The 24092-nt window shown below is 38.1% G+C and carries 17 protein-coding genes and 4 pseudogenes; 9 read left to right on the top strand and 12 right to left on the bottom strand.

Annotated features, from left to right (window positions below; genetic code table 11):
• Positions 1-229 precede the first annotated feature (229 nt).
• Positions 230-1213 carry a S8 family peptidase gene (locus tag M3182_RS12455; protein ID WP_251427619.1) on the bottom strand — a complete coding sequence of 328 codons (984 nt, stop codon included), beginning with the start codon at positions 1211-1213 and terminating at the stop codon, positions 230-232.
• Positions 1214-1775: 562 nt separating this feature from the next.
• On the opposite strand from M3182_RS12455, the gene M3182_RS12460 reads away from it, so the two are divergent.
• The 3 genes from M3182_RS12460 (at position 1776) to M3182_RS12470 (ending at position 4676) form a co-directional block, all read left to right on the top strand.
• Positions 1776-2585: an N-acetylmuramoyl-L-alanine amidase gene (locus tag M3182_RS12460; RefSeq protein ID WP_251427616.1), complete on the top strand. Its 810-nt coding sequence runs from the start codon at positions 1776-1778 to the stop codon at positions 2583-2585.
• 372 nt (positions 2586-2957) lie between these two features.
• Positions 2958-4388: a hypothetical protein gene (locus M3182_RS12465; protein ID WP_251427613.1), complete on the top strand. Its 1431-nt coding sequence runs from the start codon at positions 2958-2960 to the stop codon at positions 4386-4388.
• A 117-nt stretch (positions 4389-4505) separates the two neighbouring features.
• A complete protein-coding gene (locus M3182_RS12470; protein ID WP_251427611.1) occupies positions 4506-4676 on the top strand; it encodes a hypothetical protein in 171 nt (56 codons plus the stop codon).
• Between the two features lie 1144 nt (positions 4677-5820).
• On the opposite strand, the pseudogene M3182_RS26165 reads toward M3182_RS12470, so the two are convergent.
• A pseudogene (locus M3182_RS26165) lies at positions 5821-5892 on the bottom strand (YjcZ family sporulation protein); the annotation flags it as partial.
• A 105-nt stretch (positions 5893-5997) separates the two neighbouring features.
• Positions 5998-6096: a YjcZ family sporulation protein gene (locus M3182_RS12480; RefSeq protein ID WP_251427607.1), complete on the bottom strand. Its 99-nt coding sequence runs from the start codon at positions 6094-6096 to the stop codon at positions 5998-6000.
• Between the two features lie 495 nt (positions 6097-6591).
• On the opposite strand from M3182_RS12480, the gene M3182_RS12485 reads away from it, so the two are divergent.
• Positions 6592-7734 carry an NADH-dependent flavin oxidoreductase gene (locus M3182_RS12485; protein ID WP_251427605.1) on the top strand — a complete coding sequence of 381 codons (1143 nt, stop codon included), beginning with the start codon at positions 6592-6594 and terminating at the stop codon, positions 7732-7734.
• An 83-nt stretch (positions 7735-7817) separates the two neighbouring features.
• Here M3182_RS12485 and M3182_RS12490 read toward each other — a convergent pair whose 3' ends face one another.
• Positions 7818-8492 (bottom strand): hypothetical protein, encoded by a 675-nt coding sequence (locus tag M3182_RS12490; protein WP_251558254.1) that lies wholly within the window; start codon positions 8490-8492, stop codon positions 7818-7820.
• 260 nt (positions 8493-8752) lie between these two features.
• On the opposite strand from M3182_RS12490, the gene M3182_RS12495 reads away from it, so the two are divergent.
• The 4 genes from M3182_RS12495 to M3182_RS12510 all read left to right on the top strand — a co-directional run bounded on the left by M3182_RS12495 (position 8753) and on the right by M3182_RS12510 (position 12792).
• On the top strand, positions 8753-9838 hold the full coding sequence (locus M3182_RS12495; RefSeq protein WP_251558256.1) for an endospore germination permease: 1086 nt from the start codon (positions 8753-8755) through the stop codon (positions 9836-9838).
• Entirely contained in the window at positions 9835-11265 is a 1431-nt protein-coding gene (locus M3182_RS12500; RefSeq protein ID WP_251558257.1) for a spore germination protein, read from the top strand. Before M3182_RS12495 ends, M3182_RS12500 begins: the two co-directional genes overlap by 4 nt.
• A 1-nt stretch (position 11266) precedes the next feature.
• The gene (locus tag M3182_RS12505; protein WP_251558259.1) at positions 11267-12436 is read left to right on the top strand and encodes a Ger(x)C family spore germination protein; all 1170 of its coding nucleotides are present in this window, start codon (positions 11267-11269) and stop codon (positions 12434-12436) included.
• Between the two features lie 191 nt (positions 12437-12627).
• The gene (locus M3182_RS12510; protein WP_251427591.1) at positions 12628-12792 is read left to right on the top strand and encodes a hypothetical protein; all 165 of its coding nucleotides are present in this window, start codon (positions 12628-12630) and stop codon (positions 12790-12792) included.
• 339 nt (positions 12793-13131) lie between these two features.
• Here the strand turns inward: M3182_RS12510 and M3182_RS12515 are convergent, their stop codons facing one another.
• The 7 genes and pseudogenes from M3182_RS12515 to M3182_RS12550 all read right to left on the bottom strand — a co-directional run bounded on the left by M3182_RS12515 (position 13132) and on the right by M3182_RS12550 (position 21391).
• Entirely contained in the window at positions 13132-13860 is a 729-nt protein-coding gene (locus M3182_RS12515; protein ID WP_251558261.1) for a CPBP family intramembrane glutamic endopeptidase, read from the bottom strand.
• A gap of 48 nt (positions 13861-13908) precedes the next feature.
• On the bottom strand, positions 13909-15153 hold the full coding sequence (locus M3182_RS12520) for a DUF418 domain-containing protein (protein WP_251558263.1): 1245 nt from the start codon (positions 15151-15153) through the stop codon (positions 13909-13911).
• 458 nt (positions 15154-15611) lie between these two features.
• A pseudogene (locus M3182_RS26500) lies at positions 15612-16648 on the bottom strand (siderophore ABC transporter substrate-binding protein).
• 203 nt (positions 16649-16851) lie between these two features.
• Positions 16852-17631, bottom strand: coding sequence for an iron ABC transporter ATP-binding protein (locus tag M3182_RS12535; RefSeq protein ID WP_251558270.1), 780 nt, complete (start codon positions 17629-17631; stop codon positions 16852-16854).
• Positions 17628-18584: pseudogene (locus tag M3182_RS12540) on the bottom strand (iron chelate uptake ABC transporter family permease subunit). The gene M3182_RS12535 and the pseudogene M3182_RS12540 overlap by 4 nt, the downstream one beginning before the upstream one ends.
• Positions 18574-19524, bottom strand: a pseudogene (locus M3182_RS12545) (ABC transporter permease). The pseudogenes M3182_RS12540 and M3182_RS12545 overlap by 11 nt, the downstream one beginning before the upstream one ends.
• A gap of 262 nt (positions 19525-19786) precedes the next feature.
• Positions 19787-21391: a catalase gene (locus M3182_RS12550; RefSeq protein WP_251427579.1), complete on the bottom strand. Its 1605-nt coding sequence runs from the start codon at positions 21389-21391 to the stop codon at positions 19787-19789.
• A gap of 197 nt (positions 21392-21588) precedes the next feature.
• On the opposite strand from M3182_RS12550, the gene M3182_RS12555 reads away from it, so the two are divergent.
• A complete protein-coding gene (locus M3182_RS12555; protein WP_251558272.1) occupies positions 21589-21735 on the top strand; it encodes a hypothetical protein in 147 nt (48 codons plus the stop codon).
• Positions 21736-21928: 193 nt separating this feature from the next.
• Here the strand turns inward: M3182_RS12555 and M3182_RS12560 are convergent, their stop codons facing one another.
• A complete protein-coding gene (locus M3182_RS12560) occupies positions 21929-23701 on the bottom strand; it encodes a glycoside hydrolase family 30 protein (protein WP_251558274.1) in 1773 nt (590 codons plus the stop codon).
• Positions 23702-24092 lie beyond the last annotated feature (391 nt).

A 24092-nucleotide genomic window follows, 5' to 3' on the forward strand; every position in this document is an offset into this window, starting at 1 on the left:
CGGGTGCTGCCCTAGATTAAGCTTCCCGAGCTAGGTCAGTCTCCTCGGGGATGGACTTTCACCATCTGGGATTCTATTACATTTTCTTCTTTCAGTCGTTTCATCGAAATGACGTCTCTGTCCGAAACTGCAAGAAGAGTGTTGACTTCAGTCAACACTCAATGCGACTGCCCGTCGCACAAAAAACCACTAAACTAAATTAGTGGTTTAAAACTAAAATCCTTTTCTATTAAGAAACACTACTTGTCCCTTCTTCCATATTCATCCGCTCAGTTATTTGATCTAACAAATTGAGCTTCAGGAAGCCATTTCCCTCCGAACTTTTCCGGAAACCAAGTGGCAACGTCCGGCGAATGAGTTGAGCATATATCTCAGCCTCACTCAAAGACCGATTAAACTCTTTTTCACACAAATTAATTAGCAACGCTATAGCACCTGCAATATGTGGGGCTGCCATCGACGTTCCTGATAGTTTCGCATATTTATTGTCAGGGTACGTTGACATCACTTCAACCCCAGGAGCAACAAGGTCAATTTCATCATGTGTGTTCGTAAACGGAGCTAATTGTAAATCCATGCTCACAGCCCCGACTGATATGACCTCATTATAAGCACCAGGATAAGCATACTCATATGTTTCTTCTTGGCCATCCCCTTCATTTCCTGCTGCGACAACGACCGATATATTTTGCGCTACAGCATTTTGAATCGCTTGATGAAGTTCAGAAACATCCTCCGGGCCACCCAGTGACATGCAAATCACTCGGACTTTTTCATTCTGTTCACCACGCCATTCTACTGCATAGTTGATTGCATTGATAATCCATTGATAATTCCCTGAACCAGTACCAGTTAATGCTTTCAAACCTAAAAGTTGTGCTTTAGGAGCAACCCCTGCAACTCCCTGCTGATTCAAACTAGCCGCAATGGTCCCCGCTACATGGGTGCCATGACCGTTATTGTCTTCATATTGAGCTTCATTTCCTCGGTAGTCGGTTGTGAAATTTCTCCCTCCGATAATCCGGTCTTTTAAATCAGGATGGCCAGTGTCTAGACCTGTGTCAATAACAGCAACTACCACTCCATCTCCATATTTACTTTTCTCCCAGATTTCAGGTGCTTGTACCAATTTTACTCCTACAGGTGTTTCATTTGTATGTTCGACAATGGACTGAACCGTATAGGGAATTAACTTTACTTGTTTTTCTATCATTTTACTCTTCCTCCTTTAAAAGATATTCACTATATAAATATGAAAGTGTTTCTTAAAAGGGACAAGAATGGGTTATAAAAATATCTTTTTTCAAAATACGTGCCATAAAACACCGTTTTTTCCTATGGGTTCTCTAAATATAGTATCTTCCATACTTATGAACACTTAGGTAAAATGCCATAATCACCACCCTCCAAAGAACGTTTGTTCTATTACTAGTATCATACCAGAAAACCTCTTGCGTTCATAGATAGTTTTCAGTTAATTCAAAAAAATGGTTATAATTGCCTATATTTCATTTCAACAAAATCTCTTAAAGCCTCATCTACTGTTCAGTTGGTTTCATGAATCTTCAAAAACCATTGCTATTTCAGTCCAGATTGACCTGATGTTAATGTAAAAGTTTCCCAATATTGAATTAAACACCATTTTGTTTTTTGAATTAAAATCTTTTATTAACTAGGTAAGTTAATAAAAGTGCGCAACTGTCCAAGCCATTATGATTAATTTGCCATATATATATAGGGTAAGTGTTTAATTTAGCCGAAAATGGAGGGATACGGTGAAAATATATTTAGACCCAGGACATGGTGGTTCTGATTCAGGGGCACAGGGAAATGGATTACAGGAAAAAGACATCACTTTAGATATTGCGTTAAGAATTCGCTCCATTCTTACAAATCAATATGAAAATGTTCAAATTAGGATGAGTCGCACAGGGGATAGCACCAAAAGCCTTAATCAGCGTACAAATGAAGCAAATGCTTGGGGTGCCGACTTTTATTTATCAATTCACTGTAATGCTTTTAATCGTACAGCTAGGGGTTATGAAGACTATATTCATTCAAGCCTGTCGAATTCTTCGCGAACAGCCCGTTACCGGGATATCATTCATGCTGAGGTAATCAAGTTGAATCAATTACCTAATCGTGGCAAGAAAAAAGCAGACTATCATGTTTTGCGAGAGTCAAGTATGGATGCCCTATTAACCGAAAATGGGTTTATCGATAACGCCCAAGATGCTGCTTTGATGAAACAGTCGTCTTGGCGTCAAAAAGTGGCTCAAGCCCATGCTAACGGCATCGCCAAAGCATTTAATTTGAAGCATAAAGAAAGTGGAGGAACCGATCCGGGAAATGACACGGTCTTTAAAGTCATTGCAGGCTCTTTCAAAGCAAAAGTGAATGCGGACGACCGTGTTGACTTTCTGCGTTCAAAACGAATTGAATCTTTTGTCCAAACCGTTTCTGTTTCAGGAGACATATGGTATCGAGTCCAAGCAGGCGCTTTTTCGAATCGAGAAAATGCTGAGCGTAGGTTGGAAGAAGTTAAAAAGGCAGGAATCACGGACGCCTTTATACTAGCTGAATAAAATTCATTCTCTACTACTGTGTGTTGTCGTTATCCACAATTCCCTATTATTTGGACAATCTAGAACAAAACGCTTTGGCTTATAAAGTCCAAAGTGTTTTGTTCTGTCAATTATTACTAGATATGAGGAAATAAAAGTTACTTTTTTCATACCAACACTCGTTTCTGCTATCAATTATTCGTGTGAAATCACTTACCACTACTATCGTTTTTCTTTTTTAAAAGGAATCCTATTCTACCTCTCCGTTATTTTTTTACATACTAAGCTATTCCCCACCTTCTTTTCTCGTCATTCACCTCCGCCCAGCTAAAAGCATATGCTGTTTTACGGTAGATTTTTTGCTAGTTTAGTTTCTCTGGGGGGTTTATATAAATGGAATTAACAGCAGCACATTGGATGTATTTAATTGGAACATGCATCATAATTCTAACAATGCTGCTAAGGCAAAATGTAGTGGTACCCTCGATTATTGTTACTTTTTTAGTTGGGTGGATTTTCACTGGGTCTTTGACCACTGGATTGCAGTCCATTTTTAATGCGAGTTTAGTTGCTGCAGGCGAGTTATTCAATATTTTCCTCATTATCACCATCATGACTGCTTTATTACATTCGTTGAAATCTCTCGGTACAGACAAACAGATGATTACCCCATTTCAACGAGTGATGAAAAATGGCCATATCTCGTTTTGGACACTGATTTTCGTTACCTACGCAATTTCCTTGTTTTTTTGGCCAACACCAGCCGTTCCATTAGTGGGTGCCTTGCTGATTCCAGTGGCAATTCGTGCTGGTCTGCCCCCAGTTGGGGCTGCGATTGCGATTTCCCTAGCAGGTCAAGGTATGGCGCTTTCTTCGGATTATGTCATCCAAATTGCGCCAACCCTAACAGCAACAGCAGCTGGAGTTAGTGTTGGCGCTGTCGCCGACCGAGCGTTTGTTTTATCCATCATTACCGGAATTGTTGCAATCGTCATTGCCTATTTGACATTAAGGAAACAAATTTTACCACCATCAAATGAGCACCTAACAAATTGGGAAAAACTCGATCAGTCAGAGGAACAACTGGATGAAACAGCTGAAACGTTGGATACTCAAAAAAGCAAATACAGTTTACTCTTTGCAATCCTAGTACCGCTTACGTTTCTCATCATCATTGGTTACATGTTTCTCGCGAAGTTTTCTGACATTATTCCATCGGTTGAAGGGGGAACTGGTGCAGCGTTAATTGGAGGAGCTTCGGCACTACTGTTAATCGCTGCTTCCATGTTTAAAAATCCTCGAACTTCACTTGATAACGTTAGTAACAATATCATTAAAGGTTTCTTATTCGCTTTTAAAGCGATGGGTCCTGTCATCCCAATTGCCGGTTTTTTCTTTATCGGAAGCGGTGAACTTTCAGGTAGAATTCTCGGTATCACCGAAGGTGACTCGCCTACTTTTTTATTTGATCTAGTTGTTGCAGGACAACAGTTCATTCCAGAAAGTGCTTTTATTTCGGGATTTGGCATCCTGTTAATTGGGATCATCACCGGATTAGACGGTTCCGGATTTTCAGGGCTACCGCTAGTAGGCTCTTTATCGGGCGCTTTAGGCAACAGTGTTGGCGTCGCCCCCGAAACATTGTCGGCCATCGGCCAAATGGGCTCAATTTGGGTAGGAGGCGGAACCTTAATCGCTTGGTCTTCCCTCGTCGCTGTAGCCGGTTTCGCCAAGGTTCCCGTCATGGAACTCGTAAGGAAAAGTTTCGTACCAGTAATGGTCGGGTTGATTCTGTCGACACTGATAGGTTTGTGGATATTTTAGATTTGCATAGAGTAATGGGTTGCGTGCCCATTACTCTTATATTAATTGTAATAACTACATACTCTAAGAGACCTATTTTTATAAGATTAGATTATACATAAATAAAGGAAGTGACATATGTTACTAAAAGACCGTTGTGAATCCTTAGACTTACTAATTATGCAGAGTGTAAACACCAGGATGAAGTTAAGTGAAAAGGAAAAGTTTTTCTATACTAATCTTGAAAAGGGTTACGAGGGCGAGGTAAAGTTTGATCGATTAGTAGATGGTTTAAACCAAGAAAGTTAATTTTTACGACATGCTACTAGAAGTGAATAACTCTTTTATCCAACTAGATAAGTTGATTATTACCCAAAGCACAATTCATGGAAGCGAACAAACTATATTCTTTGACGACTGGCCATGAGCGCAAAAATCCAGTAGATCAATTAATAAGGAGTACAACGTTATTCCGTCAATTTTCAAATCCACAAGCAAAATCACCTTGTTGATCCTTCCATTATTTTTATCAATCCAGTATTCACTTTGTATCAAGCCCCCAAAGATTTACCAATTGTTTTCCCAACCCAAGTCTCACGTTTCGTGGCTGAGTTAAATAAAGCACCCTCTAAATTAAATGATGGACACAAAAAGCTTGCTCAAACATTATTTGCACTACATCAACATAAGAATCCTTATTCACTCTTACCGGAATACGAATATAAGCAATTACAAAAAGGCATTTATTGCAAATTATGTAAATCCTTCAGTATTAAGGTAAAGTTATATTGTTTGAGAGGTTTGTGGGGGCCAAGAAAAAATTCAAGAAGCGGTTTTTCGGAATGTACAAGAATTAAAACTACTATTCCCCGACCATAAAATTACGACACAAAGTGCCTACGAATGGTGTAATTCAGAACTATCTATAAAAACAATCAACCGGGTTTTGCAAAAAGACTATAACATGATGGGGAACAAAAGAAATACTTATTATAAGTAGTATTGTTCGCTAGCGTTTTATTCTGACTTTCAAGCGTTGGTTGGGAGACTGTTTCTTCGCGGGAACTCTGCTTTCTGTCTTTCAAACCCTAGTTAGGAGACCGTTTTCTCGCGGGAACTCTGCTTTCTGTCTGTCATACAAACGTTGGTTGGTTAGACTTTTTCCCCGGTCTTCTTTCTATCCTATAGACGGTTTGATTTCACGCGGCTGCTCCTATTAATTTTACAAGACAAACTAGTTAACCTATTCTTTTAACGCTTTTATCAAAAATCCCACCGCGGTTCCCACTCCCACCTATTCAATTTATTCGCGAGGAATTTTCTATCTTTATTTAAAACTCCAGCAAAAAAACGATAAACAAGCGATTTATCGCCAATTTCAAAATAACAAATCCCGAATCCATTTATTATGGTTCCGGGATTTGTTTAGGAAACTTCTCTATGCTTTAATTGTTTACAGCCAAGCTGCACCGATGATGATTAAAAGGATGAACAATACAACGATTAGCGCAAAGCCACCGCCGTAGCCAAATCCACGACCATAGCCGTAACCACCGCAGCCGAAACCAGGACCATATCCGAAGCCCATTATAACACCCTCCTAATAATTTTTTATTTGTTTAGTCTCGTTTTAGTAACCGAAGCCAACGTAAGCTGATCCAACAATAATAAGGAGGATAAATAGTACGACAATTAAGGCAAAGCCTCCTCCTGCGTATCCACCACTCATTTAACAACACCTCCTTATTTCTTTGTTATTACTATATGAAATTCCGTCCATTTCGAAATGGCAAATGCCCATTTCATTTCAAAATGGGCTCTTGTTGAAAAGGGGTTCCCTATTCTTCATTATACGAACTGCCACAATTGTAAAATAGTAGCAGTTATTGAATCATATGTAAGTTACGCAATAGTTGTTTAGGCACTTGCCTTTTCAAACGATTTTTGTGTCAATCTCTTCGTAAAACACGCTATTTGTCTTTCTTAACTGCTGGAACGGGAGTTTATAAAAGTATGAAGCATCCATGATGAGCGAGTTTTTTTGCACTTTCTTATTTGAATTTAGCACAATGTGTAAGTAACTCTCTTCATCAAAGCTGATATTTTAAAAAATTGACTCAAGCAGATGATTTCATAAGATGAAGATGAATTGTTAAAGTTAATAAAGGGAAATGGTTTCACCCATTTCTCCTGTGATTTATAAGAATTTGGAGGAAACGTATATATGACTCAACATAATCAATTATTGCTTACCAGCTTTACGCTTCCCAATGGCGTTGAATTAAAAAATCGCATTGTAATGGCTCCGATGACTAATTTTTCATCTAATTCAGATGGTTCCGTGTCAGATGCTGAAGTTAATTATTATGCTCGCCGTTCAAGTGGTGTTAGTATGGTCATCACTGCTTGTACATATGTCACACCAAATGGAAAAGGGTTCCCTGGGGAATTTGCCGGTGACAATGACGACATGATTCCGAGTTTAAAGCGCTTGGCTAGTGCAATAAAAGAACAAGGCGCAAAAGCAATACTGCAAATTTTCCATGGTGGTAGAATGTGCCCGCCAAACCTAGTTCCAAACGGAGAACTTGTCAGTGCTAGTGATGTGCCTGCTGAAAGTGGCGGAGTTTCAACCGAAGAACCGAATGTCATACCACGACCATTAACAGAAGCTGAAGTAGAAGACATGATTAAAGCGTTTGGAGAAACGACTCGCCGTGCGATTGAAGCCGGATATGATGGTGTGGAAATTCATGGAGCAAATGGCTATTTGATTCAGCAATTTTTCTCCCCACATTCTAATCGTCGTGAGGATCGCTTTGGAGGAAGTTTAGAAAAACGAATGACATTTCCACTTGCTGTCGTTGACGAGGTTCAAAAAGTGGTTAAAGAACATGCATCATCATCCTTTATTGTTGGATATAGATTCTCCCCCGAAGAGCCAGAAACACCAGGAATTACGATGGGAGATACCTTACAATTAGTAGATAGATTAGCCGATAAAAACCTAGCTTATCTACATGTGTCTTTAAATGATTTCTTCTCCAAACCTAGAAGAGGTGTTGAGAATCTCAATAAAACTCGAATCGAACATCTTCTTGAAAAAATTAATAACCGCGTTCCATTGATTGGTGTTGGTTCCATATACACAGCTGAAGATGCACGCAAGGCATTTGAAACAGGTGTCCCTCTACTCGCAATTGGGCGCGAACTCATTATTGATCCCGATTGGGTCCAAAAAGTCGCTGAAGGCAAAGAAAAGGAAATTATAACTGAAATAAACAAAAACAAACAAGACGAATTAGTCATTCCAGATCCATTATGGAATGCGATTATTCATACTCCAGGTTGGTTCCCAGGAGTATAAGGTAAAAAAGATAGACCTCACTTATTGTTGTATCGGTGAGGTCTTTTTTTCATTCTTTGAATCAAGTTTCTAACTCTTAAAAATCATAATTCTCCATATGCCTTCATTTGGTTTTCATATTCATATTTCACCATTTCATAGTCACTTCCCCAATTGGTCTGGGCATTCTTCAACACTTCTTTTTTTACATCTGTATCGATATTAAGATTTTGTACCCATTCATAAGCTGCCATTTGATTATCATACTGGTATTCAATCATTTCAAAGTCAAATTCTCCAATCCACTCTTGGTAGGCGTCTGTTAATAAGACTTCTTCGTGCTCTTCATCAATCTCTAAGCTTAGTAGATGTTGATAAGCCGCTGTTTGATTCTCCATTTGATATTTTACCATCTCATAATCACTTCCCCAATCAGCCTCTGCTCTTTCTTTCACCTTCTTAGCAACTTCTTCCGCTTCTAATTCGCCTATCTTATTTGTAAATACTATTGTTTCTAGATGTTTTTCTTCAGACTTTGCCTTAGGCTCTTCTACAACTTCCTCCTCCTCTGCCGAACTAGACTCTTCAACTTGCTCTTCGGTTTCTTGCTGCTGCTTTTCTTCAATTGGAATTGTTGTATTCTCCACTGTTTGTTCCCCCATACTTTCGGAAGTGACATCTGTGTCATCATCGTTTGAAATGTCCACAATTACTGCCATTACAATAAGAAGAAACAATGTAGTAATTAGAGTACCAATCCTTCTAAATACTTTTTTCACCTGTTTTCCTCCTTCAAGCAATTTCATAGCTATTATTATTTCTAGATAATTTTTCTTTTACCTGTATGTATCAGCCGGAGGAATTGTCATATTTGTGAAACTAAAAAGTATAGCCAGGTTAAGGAAAAAAGTATTTTCTTTCACATACTACATATATCCTTTTCTAATAAAAGAAAAGGATGTATCCATTGAAACGATGTGTATATTTTTCCATGCCCAACAAAACCTAACAGCAACGGAATTTATTTGGTGGTGTTTGCGTGCAATTTTCTCGTGTTCAGTTATTTTTTGTACTTATTCTTTTTATAGGTATTTCTAATCATGTACTTATCCTTCCTCACCTCCTAACAACTGGAAAACGGGATGCATGGATCTGCGTTTTGGTTGCTTATGCATTTTTACTGTTTTGGGGTTTTGTCCTTTATTTAATTATGAATAAGAATCAACAGCACCACTCTCTATCTAACTGGATCGAAGCACGTGCAGGAATTGTAATTTCTCGCTTTGTAATTGTGATGCTTGCGTCTTACGTTTTCGCAATTAGTGCAATTTCCTTTTATGATTTAGTTCAATCCGTTAATATTTATTTTCTACCTCGAACCCCATCTTTTGTTGTCATGCTGCCGTTCCTGCTAATTAGTGCGTGGTCAGCTTATAGTGGTTTAAAATCAATTGTCTATGTTTCTGCAATTTTATTGCCGATTGTTTGGATGCTTGGGTTGTTTGTTGCATGGTTTACCTTTCCTGAAAAAGACTATTCCTATCTTTTCCCTGTCCTTGTTGATGGCTATTCCCCTATTGTCAAAGGGACCATTATTATTCTTGGTGGAAGCGCAGATTTGCTTGTACTTTTGCTTCTTCAGCATCACTTTAAAAAAACATTTACGCTAGGCAACCTTTTCTTACTCATTTCCATTTTAGTTGGCTTGATTCTTGGACCTACCATGGGAACATTGTCTTCATTTGGTCCTGCAATTGCGGCTGATATGCGGTTCCCGGCATTTGAACAGTGGCGACTCATTACTTTGGGAGAATACATTTCCCATGTTGACTTTTTGGCGGTATTCCAGTTACTAAGTGGCGAGATTATCCGAGTTTCATTGGGCCTATACTTACTAGCAAATATTGCAAAAGGACATTTGCCAGCTTCTAAAAAAAAGCATGTGTTTGCCGTCGCTTCACTACTTTTAGGATTACTAACATTAATCCCTTTAAGTGACATGTGGGTGCAAACAATGGTCGGTAAATTCTTTTATCCAGCTGCTTTCATTTTTGCCGTGTTGGTTTCGTTAGTATTATTGATTATTAGCTACCTGCCAATGAAGAAGGGAACCCAAAACATATGAACACAAAACAATACAATCATTTTTTAGCAAAAGGAATATTAACCTGCGATGAAATAAAAAATTTCTTTCAACACTATGCAGATATTGAATTTATTCCAATTGAAAAAGACGATAATCTCCAAGCTTTTTATTGCAAAGGAATGCTTGATTCAACGCAGTTAAATGAGTATTTTAACCGGATTCTTTTAAGTATCAGTAAGAATGAACCACGAAGACATTCTGAAGTACTTCCACCTGTTCAGCATATTCATAACATGCAAGATATGTTGAATCTTGTATTTTCAGGATCCTTAATTATATTTCGGGAAGGAACACCGTTCTTTCATGTGTTTGATATTAGCAAAGTACCACAACGAAATCCGCAAGAATCAACGACAGAAGTTTCGATTAAAGGCCCGAAAGACAGTTTTACAGAAGAAATGTATGTAAATATCTCTTTGATTCGGAAAAGAATGAAGACGGAGCAGCTTTATTGCGAGTCTTTTAACATGGGTTCACTGAGTAAAACACAGGTATCCTTACTCTACTTAAATGATAAAGCCAATAAGGATATCATTAGTGAAGTTAGAAAGCGACTTAAAGACTTTAACGGTGAAAGTGTTGTCAGCAGTGGGCAATTAGAACAATGGCTGTCCGATCGCTCATTTTCTTTGTTTCCCTTATTTGATTATGTTACCCGATCGGATTATGTTATCGAATCGATGTTGCGTGGAAGATTTATTTTAATTGTGAATGGATCTCCTTCCGTATTAATTGGGCCAATCAATGTATTTGAGTTAATAAAATCCCCAGAGGATGTTCATTTCCCTTATTACTTTGTTTTGTTTGGTCGATGTATTCGAATTGTCGGCTTAGTGGTTTCAATTTTCCTTCCGGGATTTTGGGTGTCGTTGGCTTCTGTGAATATTGACCAACTCCCGTTTGCTTTATTGGCCACCGTTGTTGTTTCGCGTGAAGGTTTGCCATTACCAATTGGACTTGAAGCGATTTTTATTCTTGGGCTGTTTGAGTTACTTAGAGAAGCGGGAGTTCGAATGCCGACCGTTGTTGGCCAAACTGTCTCAATTGTCGGCGGTATCATTATTGGTGATGCGGCGATTCGTGCTGGTCTTGCCTCTCCAACGATGATTGTTATCATTGCACTAACAGCCGTTGCGAGCTATACGCTAGTAAATCAATCATTGGTTGGAACTGTAAGTATTCTCCGTCTCTATACCTTATTACTAGCTATTTTTTTAGGTGTGTATGGGCTTTTTATCGGATTCTTTAGTATTCTTATTTATTTATCCAATCTGGAGTCATTTAAAGTAGCTTACCTTGAACCTATTGCCTCGTTAACCATTAAAGAATATTTAGCAGCTTTATTTGTGAATCCATTTGATCGGAAAAAGTTTGGGATCTCATTCATTCAGAAGCGGAGAAAATAGTATGAAACGAAAATCAGTCATTTCTTGTTCGGTTATTCTTTTTCTTTGTCTCCTCTTTGTTACAGCTTGTGAACATGACATCGGTGAAATTGAAAATCAAAACTTCGCTACCGCCATCGGCGTCGATTATCGAGATGGAGAATATTATGTGTATATTCAAATGTTAGGATTAACTTCAGTTGCAAAAAGCGAAGGTGGTGAAAAAGGGCCCGCTGACGTTTATGTTTCTGAGACAAGTGGGAAGACGTTTATTGATGCTTTTTTTAAAGCTTATCATACCGCGCAAGAACGCATTCTCTGGGCACATGTCACTTCAATTGTTTTAAGCGAAGCTGCGCTAGAAAAAGGAATGGGCAGTATTTTTGATGGCTTGACGCGTTATTACGAGTTTAGATCAACTCCATGGATTTTTGCGACAAAAAATCAAATGACCGATATCCTTTCAACCACTGGATTTTTTAATCAAAGCTCATTAAATACGATTCTTCATAGTCCAGAAAGTTCATACGAACAAAGTTCTACTATCAAGCCAGTAAAGTTAAACCAATTTGCTAGAGAGTTTTTTGACCCAGCGCGCACAACTTATATTCCTTCACTGACAATTGATGACACACAGTGGAAGAAAAACAAAGAAAAGGAAGCAAAATTAACAATTGATGGAGCTTTTTTTCTAGCAAACCAAAAATACAAAGGTTATTTTCCCTATGAGAAATTAAAAGGGATGAGATGGTTAACGCCAGAAACAGTCCGTGCTTCCCTCCTTTTGCCGAGCGAAAAAGCCCCTGAATTTATTACGGTCCTTGAAGAACAGGTCGTAAAAATCAATCCCGAAAGACAAGATGGTAACTTTCGCTTTACCATACTTTACCTGGCTAACGGGGTTGTAAGTAATCGCATGAAAAACAAAACAATCAATGTGGATGCCATGGAAGCATTCGTTAAAGATGGAATCATTTCTGAAGTGAGGCAATTATACCAATTAGGTTTAGAACATGATATCGATTTTTTAAACTTGGAACATCAACTATACCGGAGATATAATCATAATTGGAAAAGGTTGAAAGATCAAGATATCCTACTCCGAGAAGACAGTATTAAGTCAATTGAAACACATATCACGCTAGAACATTCGGGGTCATTTAAAAATCAGAAAATCAAGATTAAAGAATAATCACTTTGTGCTAATGTTTCGCTACAAACGTACAGAGTCCTCTTTTTCTTTATTTTTGATCCTTTTTGATCGTTAAGAATGTAGAGTACAATGGCTAAAAAATATATAGAAACCATATCGACTTATCCTGTAATTGTTTTTGTTTATTTTACTTAAAAAGAACATACTAACAAGAGAAAGGAGGAATGGTTGTGACAGAAAAGAAAAATTCTCAATATGAGCAGAAAAACACATCTCCTAAACCACAATATAATGAAGAAATGAGTATGGAAATGCTTGCTGAACGCGCATTAGCTGAAACTCTTCGGGAAGGCGGTGCATTTGCCCGACAGAATAATGAGCGTTTTAAACAATAATTAGACGAATAAAAAGACTCACCAAAACTGGTGAGTTTTCTACTTTTTTTCACATTAATCCCTTTTCAAAGTAACACGACGAGTCAGAACAAAGGAATTTCATGAAAATGTACGAGCACAAAAAACATTTTTATTTGTGAATTTAGCACATTGTGAAATTATAGAATTCGATTGCTTCCTCTTTATTAAAAGTGTTACTTTATACAGTGGGCTTTTCTTCATCCCACACTGGGTGCTCGTCACGTATAGCCTGATTGAATTTTAAGGGCTTATAACCAAAAGAATAATCTTATTCCACAAAAAAACGCTTGACATTCAAGCGCCTTCCTTACTCAAAGGTTATCCTGTTTCTTCTCCCCCAAACTTAGCAATATAATCAACCAAAAAATGAAGGATGATAAGAGGTAAAATGGAACCTAAACCGATATATAAGATTGAAAAGAATAGTCCAACGATAGTTGTTCTGACAACACCCATAACCCCTTGATAAGTATGAGCGAGACCAAATAAGAAAGATGCGAAAAAAATCACCAGCCAAATGGATTGTTCCGGAAATAAAAACGACACCGCAAAAACAAGAAATCCGCGATAAATTACTTCCTCTGTGATTCCTGCTGTCAGCGAGACATAATTCCATAAGCGTTTTTCTTTGACCGTTTCCGGTAGGATGATAAAGAACGGGGCGGTTTTTATTTCCTTTTCTTTTGCATCGGCTAATTTTGCTCGAATTTTTTCGCTATATGCATATCCAATCCGATAATAGAGAATACCAAAGAAATATATGAGAGCCAAGGCAATCACCATATAGGTAATCACTGGTCCGAATGTTTCGATGTTTATTATCGGAAGTTTGACCCCAATTTTCGCAAATGTAAGGTCCGTAAAGGCTACTATTAGAAATATAAACAGCGTCGGTACCCAAAGGCTAACCAAACAATTGAGATAGTACTGAATCCTCGCATTTGTATTATTTTTCACTTCTTTTTTGAACCTCTGAAAATCAAAATAGCCAAAAATCGGTTCGTACATCAAGGCAAAAAGAATCACTAACCAATAAACGGATTCCACTTCTAACCTCCCATTCGACAAATTTCGGGGCGTCACTGTGACTTTCCCTTATATCGGTGTGTTTTGATTCTGATTTAGAGGCACTTCTTCGGGTTGTTTCAATTGTTGAAATCTCATATAGGTAATGGAGCGCCACAGCCATTCAAATGGGCCGAAGCGGTAATGCTTTAGCCAGTATGTGCTATACAGCATTTGCAAAGCAAAGATTAAAATACAGAGAATACTTCCCGTTAACAAACTGACATTTCCATAAAAACCAAATCCAACAAAGAAGACAATTGAAACAATGGTTTGCATTAAGTAATTGGTCAACGCCATTTGCCCTGCGTAGCCGAGCGAGCGTAATCTTTTCTGCCAAGTTTCTTTTTGGAGCATTAAAGTCAATACACTTATATATAAAAAGCATAGTGATGTTCCTGTTAAACTCTTAAACAGTTGAACTGCATAAAGTTGCTTAACTCCGAAATCGAGAATATCCATTTTCAATAGTGCGAGCACAGCGATAAGCGGAATGCTTATCAATAGGGTGATCAACCTAATTCTTTTTATAAACGCCAAATGACTGCTTACATGATGAAACAAACCTGCTTTCCCTGCTGCTAAACCGCAGAGAAACATGGCAAATACCGGAATGGATGCTGGGATCAAATTCACTGCAACGAAGCCTACTTCTGTTCCTAGACGATAAGACACCCACTCTAAATACCCTGCTTGCTGATATACTTCAACATACTTCTCCAGACTCCCTGCAAATCCTCCTGCAGTTGATTCCTCCATTTCTGTGATAATCTCACGAGGAATGAATAAATTTAGTGCAAATAACAGATTCAATACAACCAACAAACTAAACGCCCAGATAAGGATGGTTTTCAATTTCCTATTATAAAAGAATAATAGAAACACACCAGCTACAGCATATGTGTGCAATATATCGCCGAACCAGAGAGCAACAACGTGAATTAAACCAAACAACAACAAAGCAAATATCCTGCGAAGATAGAGTGCTTTACATTTGAGCCCTTTTTCTTCAGAACGGTTCATAAAAATATAAAAGCCTAGGCCAAATAAAAACGAGAAAATCGTAAAAAATTTCATTTCAACAAATAACGCAAATAACACATCTAGCCAGTAATCAACACCAGAGTATTCCATACCCTGCCCATAACGGGATTTCATAAATATTGGAGAATGAAACGCAGGCATATTCACTAAAAAAATCCCAAACAATGCGAAGCCTCGTATGATGTCGATTGTCATGATGCGATCCTTACCCGTGATTGGCGAATTGTTCATAACTTCTCTCCCTTCCTTATTTTCATGGAAAATATTAGCACTTCTACATTATACACACGAGTTCAGAAGGTATCTCTAATTCATAAAAAATTTTCTTTTAACGTTTTAACCTAAAAAAATAGGTCCCCCTACTCGGAGAAACCTATTTGGCAATGGTTTTCAGTCTCAACCAACCTGCCGAACTTGTAGCCTTCAATCAGAATTTGTTTTTCGTGATCATTAAGTGATCGCTGCCATTTTTGTTCTAAATAAAATATTGCTTCATTATATAGTATTGAATTATAGTCAAACGGCTGTTTCATCAGAAGCTCCTTTCTACAGTTTTATCTTCTATTTTATCCATCCTTTTCAACATTAACAGTCAAAAAAAGTTGACTCCTCTATTTCAGAAGCCAACTTTTTCATCTAGGATTAAAATAGAGAATCCAAAGGGGGGTATTCCTCTACTTAATCAACCATTATTTTAATTCAGCTAGTATTTCTTCAATTTTCGCTAACTCGGATTGTAATCCGCTACCACCTAAGTACCAAAGTGCACCATCTAAATATACGATACGGCTACTTTTGTAAGCTTAAGTTTGTTTAATGATGTCATTTTCCATATCTTTTGCTATATTTGACGCCCCGCCAGTTGCTGCAGTACGGTCAATTACAAATAAAACTTCTGGATTATATTCTAAAATTGCTTCAAAAAACCAAAGTTAGATCTGTGTCGTGTAGAATCTACTATATCTCCTGTAACCGTTTGGAATCCATATAAGTCATAAATATAACCGAAACGGGACTTTGGTCCAAATCCAGATAAATTGCCTTCGTTGTACATCGTAACTAATGAAGTTTCATAATTACCAGCTAAAGCTTGAATTTCTTCAAAATGTATCGAATTTAGCAAGATATTTTTCTGCTTCAGCCTCCTTACCGAACATTTTAGTTGCAACGTCTACTGAAGCTAAGAATGTGTTCCAGTAGTCTTCTGATGTTGTACCAACGAATACGACAGGAGCAATTTCCTTTAATTCTTCATAAAAAGTTGATTGGCGTCCTGAAATGAAGATAACATCAGGATCAAGCTCGGCAAGATCTTCAAGCAGCGGGCTCTTTAATGTTCCGACATTCGTATAATCGTCATATGCATAACTTTCTAGGTGACTCGGCAACCTAGAGTCTTGGGCAACCCCAACTACTCCCTCAACACCTAATGCATCTAATGTGTCTAAAAAGCCATAATCAAACACGGCAATTTTTTCGGGCATTGTTTCGAATGTGACATCTTCAAAAAAAATCTTTCCTTTTTCCTCATTTTCTGTAGAAGCAACCGTTGACGAAACTGTCATCGGATAAACGGCAGCTTGTTCACTCGTTTCTGTTTCACTTTCAATATTTTGCGTCTCAGATACGTTCGTTTCTTCTTTGTAGGAGCTTCCTCGTCAGAGCCACAACCTGCTAGCATCAATGATAAAGCTAGGAATGCACTTGCAATTTTCCATTTTTTCATTTTCCTTTTCTCTCCTTCAAAATGTTACTATTTTTCGCACTTTTAATGGGGATGATAATCATTATCATCGATAACCATTCTCATTATAGGACGAGAAAATTTTTCTGCTAACACTTTTTGGAAACAATTTCGAATTTTATAATAAAAATAGCCTAGAGAAAACAAAGCTTTTCACTTCGCTTCCCCTAGGCTATAATCACCAATCAGTTCGCTGTTGCTGAACAAGAATTAAAATAGACACAAAGGCGGCATCCATCTTGTTCTTGTACAGGGATATCCATTTCATAGATTTCTCGTAAGGAATCAGACCGAATCACTTCGTGGGTCGGTCCATTTTTCACCAATTTTCCGTCTTTCAACGCGACAATGCGGTCAGAATAGAAAGAGGCAAAATTAATATCATGCAAAACTATGACAACAGTCTTGCCCAACTCATCGACAAGTTGGCGCAGTATTTTCATAATTTGTACCGAATGCTTCATGTCTAAATTATTTAACGGCTCATCTAGGAGGATATATTCCGTATCTTGAGCAATGACCATCGCAATAAACGCGCGCTGCTTTTGACCACCAGATAGTTCATCCAAAAATTTATCCTGCATCTCGGTTAAATTCATGTACTCTAGTGCTTGATCAACAAACTTTCGATCTTCTTGCGTAAGACGACCTTTGCTATATGGGTAACGGCCAAATGAAACGAGTTCACGTACCGTTAGCCGAACATTCATATGATTTGATTGTTTTAAAATGGAGACACGTTTAGCAAATTCGTTTGACTTCCATTTTTTCACATCGTTACGGTCTACTAATACTTCCCCAGTGTCTGCCTCCAATAAACGACTCACCATTGAAAGAAGCGTAGACTTCCCGGCCCCATTTGGCCCGATAAACGACGTAATCGTTCTCGGTTCAATCGTAACCGATACATCTTCCACAACAGGTTTTTTCCCAAATCGTTTCGTTAAGCCTTTGATTTCAATCATCCTGCTGCCCTACTTTCTTTTAGTAATAAGTAAATAAAGTACAACCCACCGATAAAGTTAATGATAACACTTAATGTTGTCCGCAGCTCAAAAATATGCTCAACAAGGAATTGGCCACCCACTAAAGCTATAATACTAATCAAGCTAGCCCCGACAATTAACAAAGAAGGCCTATGGGTATTGATATATTGGTAAGCAAGATTGGATACAATTAAACTTAGGGATGTAATCGGACCCACGAGTGCCGTGGATGTTGCAAACAACACCGCTGATAAAATTAAAATATTCATAACCATACGGTCGTAGTTGATACCTAGATTCATAACATTTTCCCGACCAAGTGACATAACATCTAACTAATCAATAATGAAATAACCATAAATAAAGCTTATCCCCAAAATTGCTAGCGCAATATACAACAAATCTGCTTTGACATTGATGAAGCTTGCGAACAAAAGGGTTTGCAAACTCAAATATTCCGTAGGACTGATCAAGACTTGTAAAAACGTGACAAAGCTACCTAGCAGTGTTCCTAATATCAAACCAATAATAAGCAAAAAATAAATTGGATGCTTATCTGCACGGAATAAAAACCGATATAGCAGTAGAGCAAAAAGAACCATCGCTCCAATTGCTAGCCCAAAATTCAAATATTTATTAAGAATCCATATCGACATTGAACCAGCAAAGAAGTAGATAAATGTTTGAACAACCTCATACATCGAATCAATCCCCATTACCGAAGGAGTTAAAATCCGATTATGGGTAATGGTTCGGAATACAACAGTCGAATATGCAATCGCAATTCCAGTTACTACCATTGCACCAATTCGAACTAAACGTTTAGGAAACGCATAGTCAAATCCACCTTTTATATCATAGAAAGCATATAGTACAATGCTGATGATGGCGACAATTCCCAACACAATCAACTTCGCCCTGTTACTTCGCATATGCTCTCCCCATAAATAACAAAATTAAGAAGATCGCACTACCGATAACCGCGACAGTAATGTTAACAGGGATTTCATGTGGATGGATCACAATGCGCCCGATAATATCACAGATTAATAGAAATACCACACCTAAAAGGGCGGTGTGCGGGATGATTTTACGCAAATTGTCCCCTAAATAGATGGAAACAATATTCGGTACAATCAATCTAAAAATGGAATGATTCCGACTGTTAAGACCCAGTAGTTGAAATGATTGATGCGAGAACAAGGCCAATGTTGAGGACAAGTTTATAGCTTAAACCTAAATTCTTTGTGAAATCCTCACCCATTCCAGCAACGGTAAATTTATTAGCATATAAATAAGCTAATATGACGACAGGAATACTTATGTACAATAATTCATAACGACCAGACATAATTAATGTGAAACTTCCCATTAACCATGCAGAGATGTTTTGGATTAAATCGGATTCGTACGCAAAAAACGTCGTAATGGATGATAAAATATTTCCGTACATAATCCCGATTAATGGAACAAAAATAACATCTTTAAACTTGATCCGGTCTAGGATTTGCATAAAAACAAAGGTTCCTAGTAACGCAAACGCGAAGCTAAAAACAATTTGCTGCATATAGGTGACCTTTGTAAACACCAACATTGAAATTAAGATTCCTAGTTTCGCAGCATCCAATGTACCCGTTGTGTCGGTGAGGCAAATTTGTTTCGACTTAAAGACTGCATGATTAAACCGGCAATACTCATTCCTGCCCCTGCCAAAATAATCGCCAATAAACGCGGCAAGCGGCTAATCAAGAAAATTTGTGTCTTATCCGACTCCCAATCGAATAAGTCCGTTATCCCAATATCAATCGCACCGATAAATAAAGATACAATAGACTGGACGATGGCAGCAATACTTAACATCCATAGTTTCATACTCATCCTCTTAACGTCTGTTAATTTCTCGGTTAATTGATAATGATTATCATTATTAGTGAAAATTCATTATATCTGACCCAATCAGAAAAAAGCAAGCATCACTTTTTGATATTTTCCTTTTAGAGTCACAGGGACGCCCCGAATTCTCTTGTTTCACAGAAATGATGTTCCACAAAGTTTTCAACAAAGAAGGCGAACAGTAAGTAAGTCTGTTCACCTTCTTGTTAATACTTTATAAGGAATTTTCATCCGCCCAAACTTAATATGGATCTGCTTCTTTCCCCATATTTTTCGCCGCATCACTTGCCTCGTCTGCGGCGGCAGAAGCTGTATGATCTTTGTCTTTCATCATTGCCATTGCTTGCTCCACGCCTTCTTTTACACGACGACCATAGTCCTCGTCTGCCTTTGTAAAATATTCAATCATATTCTTCCGAATCTCGGCGTTACAGACTTTCAATGCATCAACCAAATTGCTGATCAACTCATCTTTTTCCCAATCCTCTAAATTCCGATACGTATCACCAGCTTGGCCAAAATCATTGGTACGATCAATTTTTTCACGAACCAATTTCGCGTTATATTCTGGCTCATGGACCTTGCCAACCTGTTCTGCTTCTGTTAACCCGTTACGCGTAGATGGTTCATAGTTAACATGTGGATTTTTACCTGGTGCTGTATCCACAAAATAAGACATTTGACCGCCACGCTGATTTGTAGCAACACGTTTTTTCGGGGCGTTGATTGGCAACTGTAAGTAGTTTGTGCCTACACGGTGACGTTGTGTATCAGAGTAAGAGAATGTTCGACCTTGCAGCATTTTATCATCAGAAAAGTCAAGACCGTCCACCAATACACCTGTACCAAACGCTGCTTGTTCCACTTCATTAAAATAATTCTCTGGGTTTTTATTTAATACCATCTTTCCTACTTTTAAGAATGGGAATTTGTCAGTTGGCCATAGTTTTGTATCATCCAGTGGATCAAAATCAAGCTCAGGATGCTCCCCATCCTCCATGATTTGGACGCAAAACTCCCATTCTGGGTAGTCACCGCGCTCAATTGCTTCATACAAATCTTGGGTTGAATGACTAACATTTTTCGCTTGAATCGCTTCGGCTTCTTTTTGGGTTAAATTTTTAATTCCTTGATTCAACGGTTCCCAGTGATACTTAACAAGCACAGCCTTCCCTTCACTGTTCACCCATTTGTAGGTGTTAACCCCGGAACCTTGCATTTGGCGATAATTTGCCGGAATTCCCCAGGGAGAGAATAAGAAGGTTACCATATGTGTTGCTTCAGGAGTTTTTGCTAAAAAATCAAACATCCGCTCAGGGTCGCTAACATTTGAAACAGGATCCGGCTTAAACGCGTGGATCATATCAGGAAATTTCATTGCATCACGAATAAAGAAAATCTTTAGGTTATTGCCAACAAGATCCCAGTTTCCATCCTCGGTATAAAATTTCACTGCAAACCCACGTGGGTCGCGTGCTGTTTCCGGAGATTCCATTGCTCCTGCAACTGTTGAGAAACGGACAAACACAGGTGTTCGCTTCCCTTTTTCCTGGAAAAGCTTAGCACGTGTATACTTGGAAACTGGCTCATCACCAACTGTTCCATAGGATTCAAAATAGCCATGTGCTCCAGCGCCACGAGCATGTACGACACGCTCCGGTACACGTTCACGATCAAAATGAGACATTTTTTCGAGGAAATCATAATTTTCAAGAGTCGACGGACCACGATTTCCAACAGTACGGATATTTTGGTTATCTGTGACAGGATGACCCTGACGATTCGTTAGCGAATCTTGGCTCTCACCAGTCCCTAATTTGTTGTTTTGATTTCTACTTTCTTCCATTTTTATAAACCTCCATAACTTTGGAAAAACCCTTTATCAGTTTTATCCAGTAGAACCGAAATTATGTAATGGTTATAAAAAAAGGAATGTAGTGTGATAGCGACTAAGTGAATAAATGAAATTAACAAGCCTCCTCACTTAACGAACTCATGTATAAACAACCTAGCATACCCAAATAGTATATATGGAGGTGGAACATGACTTACAACAAAAACCAACAAGAGCAAAAGCAATTTAAACAAAATTCATATGAAATGGAAAAAGAACAGAAAGAAACGGTTCACTTAGACAAAGCTCCAAAATCTCACATCCATGGACAAGTTGTGACAGAAGATATGGAATAATATGGAACAATGTGAGAGAAGCCTCTTTAGCCAGTTGGTAAACAGGCTTTCCATTTAAAAAGAGCCTTTACACCTACCCTTTTTTAAAAGTTGATAAAAATTGCTTTATCATTTGAATGTATCTAACCTATTAACAAGGGCATGCAATGATTTCCTTGCATGCCCTCCTAATTATTCTATTTTTCTCGATTATTTACCTCAGTTTTACTTGAATACTATTAACTGTTTGTCCACCAATATCGATGCGAAGCTGATAATTTCCTTTAGAATGTGGTTTTGAATCAAAATTGAACATATAGTATCCTGCTTTTTCATCATATCGGAAAAGATTCCCTTTATTTGCATTGCCCGGAGATTTCGCTTCCACTTCAGATCTAACTTCTCCATTAACTATCTCTGCAACAAATAGTCTTGCTTCCGCACCTACTATCGAAGTCCCTTCTGAATCCACTAATTTCATTTTAACTGGGAGCTTGCTACCTTGCTTAATGGAATTGACTTCATCTACTTTGATTGGAGATAATACTGAGCTTGAAACGTCCTTTGCTTTTCCAATGAATGTAGTGACACTCTTTGCCGCAAGTTCTGTTGTCACTTCTCCATTCTTTACTGCTAGTTCATCAAGCTGCTTTAAGTTTTCTGTTTCAGACGTTCTGTATGATGTAACAGAATCTGTTACCATGGTCGCATTAAATCCATCAAAATTTAGGTTTAACTTGGAAGAGGAATCATTTTCATTGATGGCAACAATCGCATATTCCCCTGTTTCAGCATTTTTATATGCAGAAACATAGATCCCTGAACCACCATTAGTACGTGTGTTGATTCGATTGTACCCAGGACGTATAAATCGACTGTAGTTTCCGATTGTAAACAGCCTTTTATTGAGATGATATTCTTTATTTTCGATGTCTAAGTTAATAAGAGGTTCACCTTTATCCAATTTGAAGGACACAAACCACCAGTAGAACCATGCATTAGCTTCTGCAACCGTCATATGGTGATGAAGAAGCTTTGCCCAATACAATCCATCTTTAATAGTAGGATCATTGGTTCCTAAGTTTGAGGTTTCTGTTTCCCAGAGTTTTTTATCATACTTCTTCACTGTTGGAAACGTTGCACCCAATCCACGATCGCCACCATACGCATGTGCAGCGACAATGTCTACTCGTTCGCGGGCTTGCTCATCTTCTAAAACTGGAACAACAATATGTGGATCTTCTTTGAATGCCATCGCCTCACCAAGAATAACCTTTGAGTTAATTCCATCTTCCTCAAATGTAGGGGTTAGATTTTCATTGATGAATTTCTTAAATTGTTTTCCAGTCCATCGAGAGGATGAATAGGAGGCATTAAAATCAGGTTCATTCGCTAGAGAAATGCCGTAAATGTCAATTCCATGATGCTGTTTGTATCCTCGAATATATGCGGAAAGATAATCAGCGTATTGCTGATACTTGTCTTCTCGCACTTCTCCTCCTCTGATAACACTATTATTTGTTTTCATCCATGCTGGAGGACTCCAAACGGTACTTACAAATTTTTCGACCCCATAGTTTTTCGCTTGGTTCATCAGCCATATCTGGTCTTCATCTCCGGTCCAAACAAAAGGCCCATCCTCTTTTGGCCAAATTGTTGGGGTTGGACCATCCATTTCGTTCCCCCATTCATTAATACCACCGTCGCCAACCATATTACGGACAATGGAAAAGCCGGCTCCCTCATCAGTTGAAAACAACAGGTCAAGAATTTCTTGCCTCTCCTTTTCAGGGAATTCCATTAGATGTTTAGCCTGCTGGAAAGCACCTGACGCACCAAAGCCATCAATTTCTTGCCTGACATCATCCCAATAGATTGTGGTGCTAGCGCTTTGCTCTTGTGCCTGCACACCCCGAAATGGAATGAGGGCACATACCAAAGTAAACACTAAAAATAAACTTAAAACCTTTCTCACTTTGCTAGTCAATATTATCTTCTCCCCTCTCCTCTACCTTTTTATAACAATTCGTCTAGTATGACGAAGTTGCTACCACGAATTGAAGTTGAATGACAAAATTTAGTTTATCTTAGGTTTGTTTGGTGATTGGAGTATTAACGAAATATTTTAAAAATTTTTCTAAACCAAAGTATAGTAAGCGCTGCCATTGGGAAACAAAAAAACAATTTTAATCTATACTTCACACAGTTTTTGGGATTGAGTATTCCATCAGAATAATTAAATCTCCCGCTAAGTAGCATAATAAATGTTAAACAAATATTTTTATTACATATTAGCAAGCAATTACTATCTTTGTCTATCAAACAAACAAAGATATCAGAAAATTCATTCAATGGAACTATTTTACAAAACTTGGTAT

The sequence above is a fragment of the Mesobacillus maritimus genome, assembly GCF_023715205.1.
GTDB classification, from domain to species: Bacteria; Bacillota; Bacilli; order Bacillales; family Cytobacillaceae; genus Mesobacillus_B; species Mesobacillus_B maritimus_C.

Excerpts from the sequence above, each read along its gene's own strand:
- M3182_RS12455 (WP_251427619.1), bottom strand. The coding sequence starts at position 1,213 with ATGATAGAAAAACAAGTAAAGTTAATTCCCTATACGGTTCAGTCCATT.
- M3182_RS12465 (WP_251427613.1), top strand. The coding sequence starts at position 2,958 with ATGGAATTAACAGCAGCACATTGGATGTATTTAATTGGAACATGCATC.
- M3182_RS12470 (WP_251427611.1), top strand. The coding sequence starts at position 4,506 with ATGTTACTAAAAGACCGTTGTGAATCCTTAGACTTACTAATTATGCAG.
- M3182_RS12480 (WP_251427607.1), bottom strand. The coding sequence starts at position 6,096 with ATGAGTGGTGGATACGCAGGAGGAGGCTTTGCCTTAATTGTCGTACTA.
- M3182_RS12485 (WP_251427605.1), top strand. The coding sequence starts at position 6,592 with ATGACTCAACATAATCAATTATTGCTTACCAGCTTTACGCTTCCCAAT.
- M3182_RS12500 (WP_251558257.1), top strand. The coding sequence starts at position 9,835 with ATGAACACAAAACAATACAATCATTTTTTAGCAAAAGGAATATTAACC.
- M3182_RS12505 (WP_251558259.1), top strand. The coding sequence starts at position 11,267 with ATGAAACGAAAATCAGTCATTTCTTGTTCGGTTATTCTTTTTCTTTGT.
- M3182_RS12520 (WP_251558263.1), bottom strand. The coding sequence starts at position 15,153 with ATGAACAATTCGCCAATCACGGGTAAGGATCGCATCATGACAATCGAC.
- M3182_RS12535 (WP_251558270.1), bottom strand. The coding sequence starts at position 17,631 with ATGATTGAAATCAAAGGCTTAACGAAACGATTTGGGAAAAAACCTGTT.
- M3182_RS12550 (WP_251427579.1), bottom strand. The coding sequence starts at position 21,391 with ATGGAAGAAAGTAGAAATCAAAACAACAAATTAGGGACTGGTGAGAGC.
- M3182_RS12555 (WP_251558272.1), top strand. The coding sequence starts at position 21,589 with ATGACTTACAACAAAAACCAACAAGAGCAAAAGCAATTTAAACAAAAT.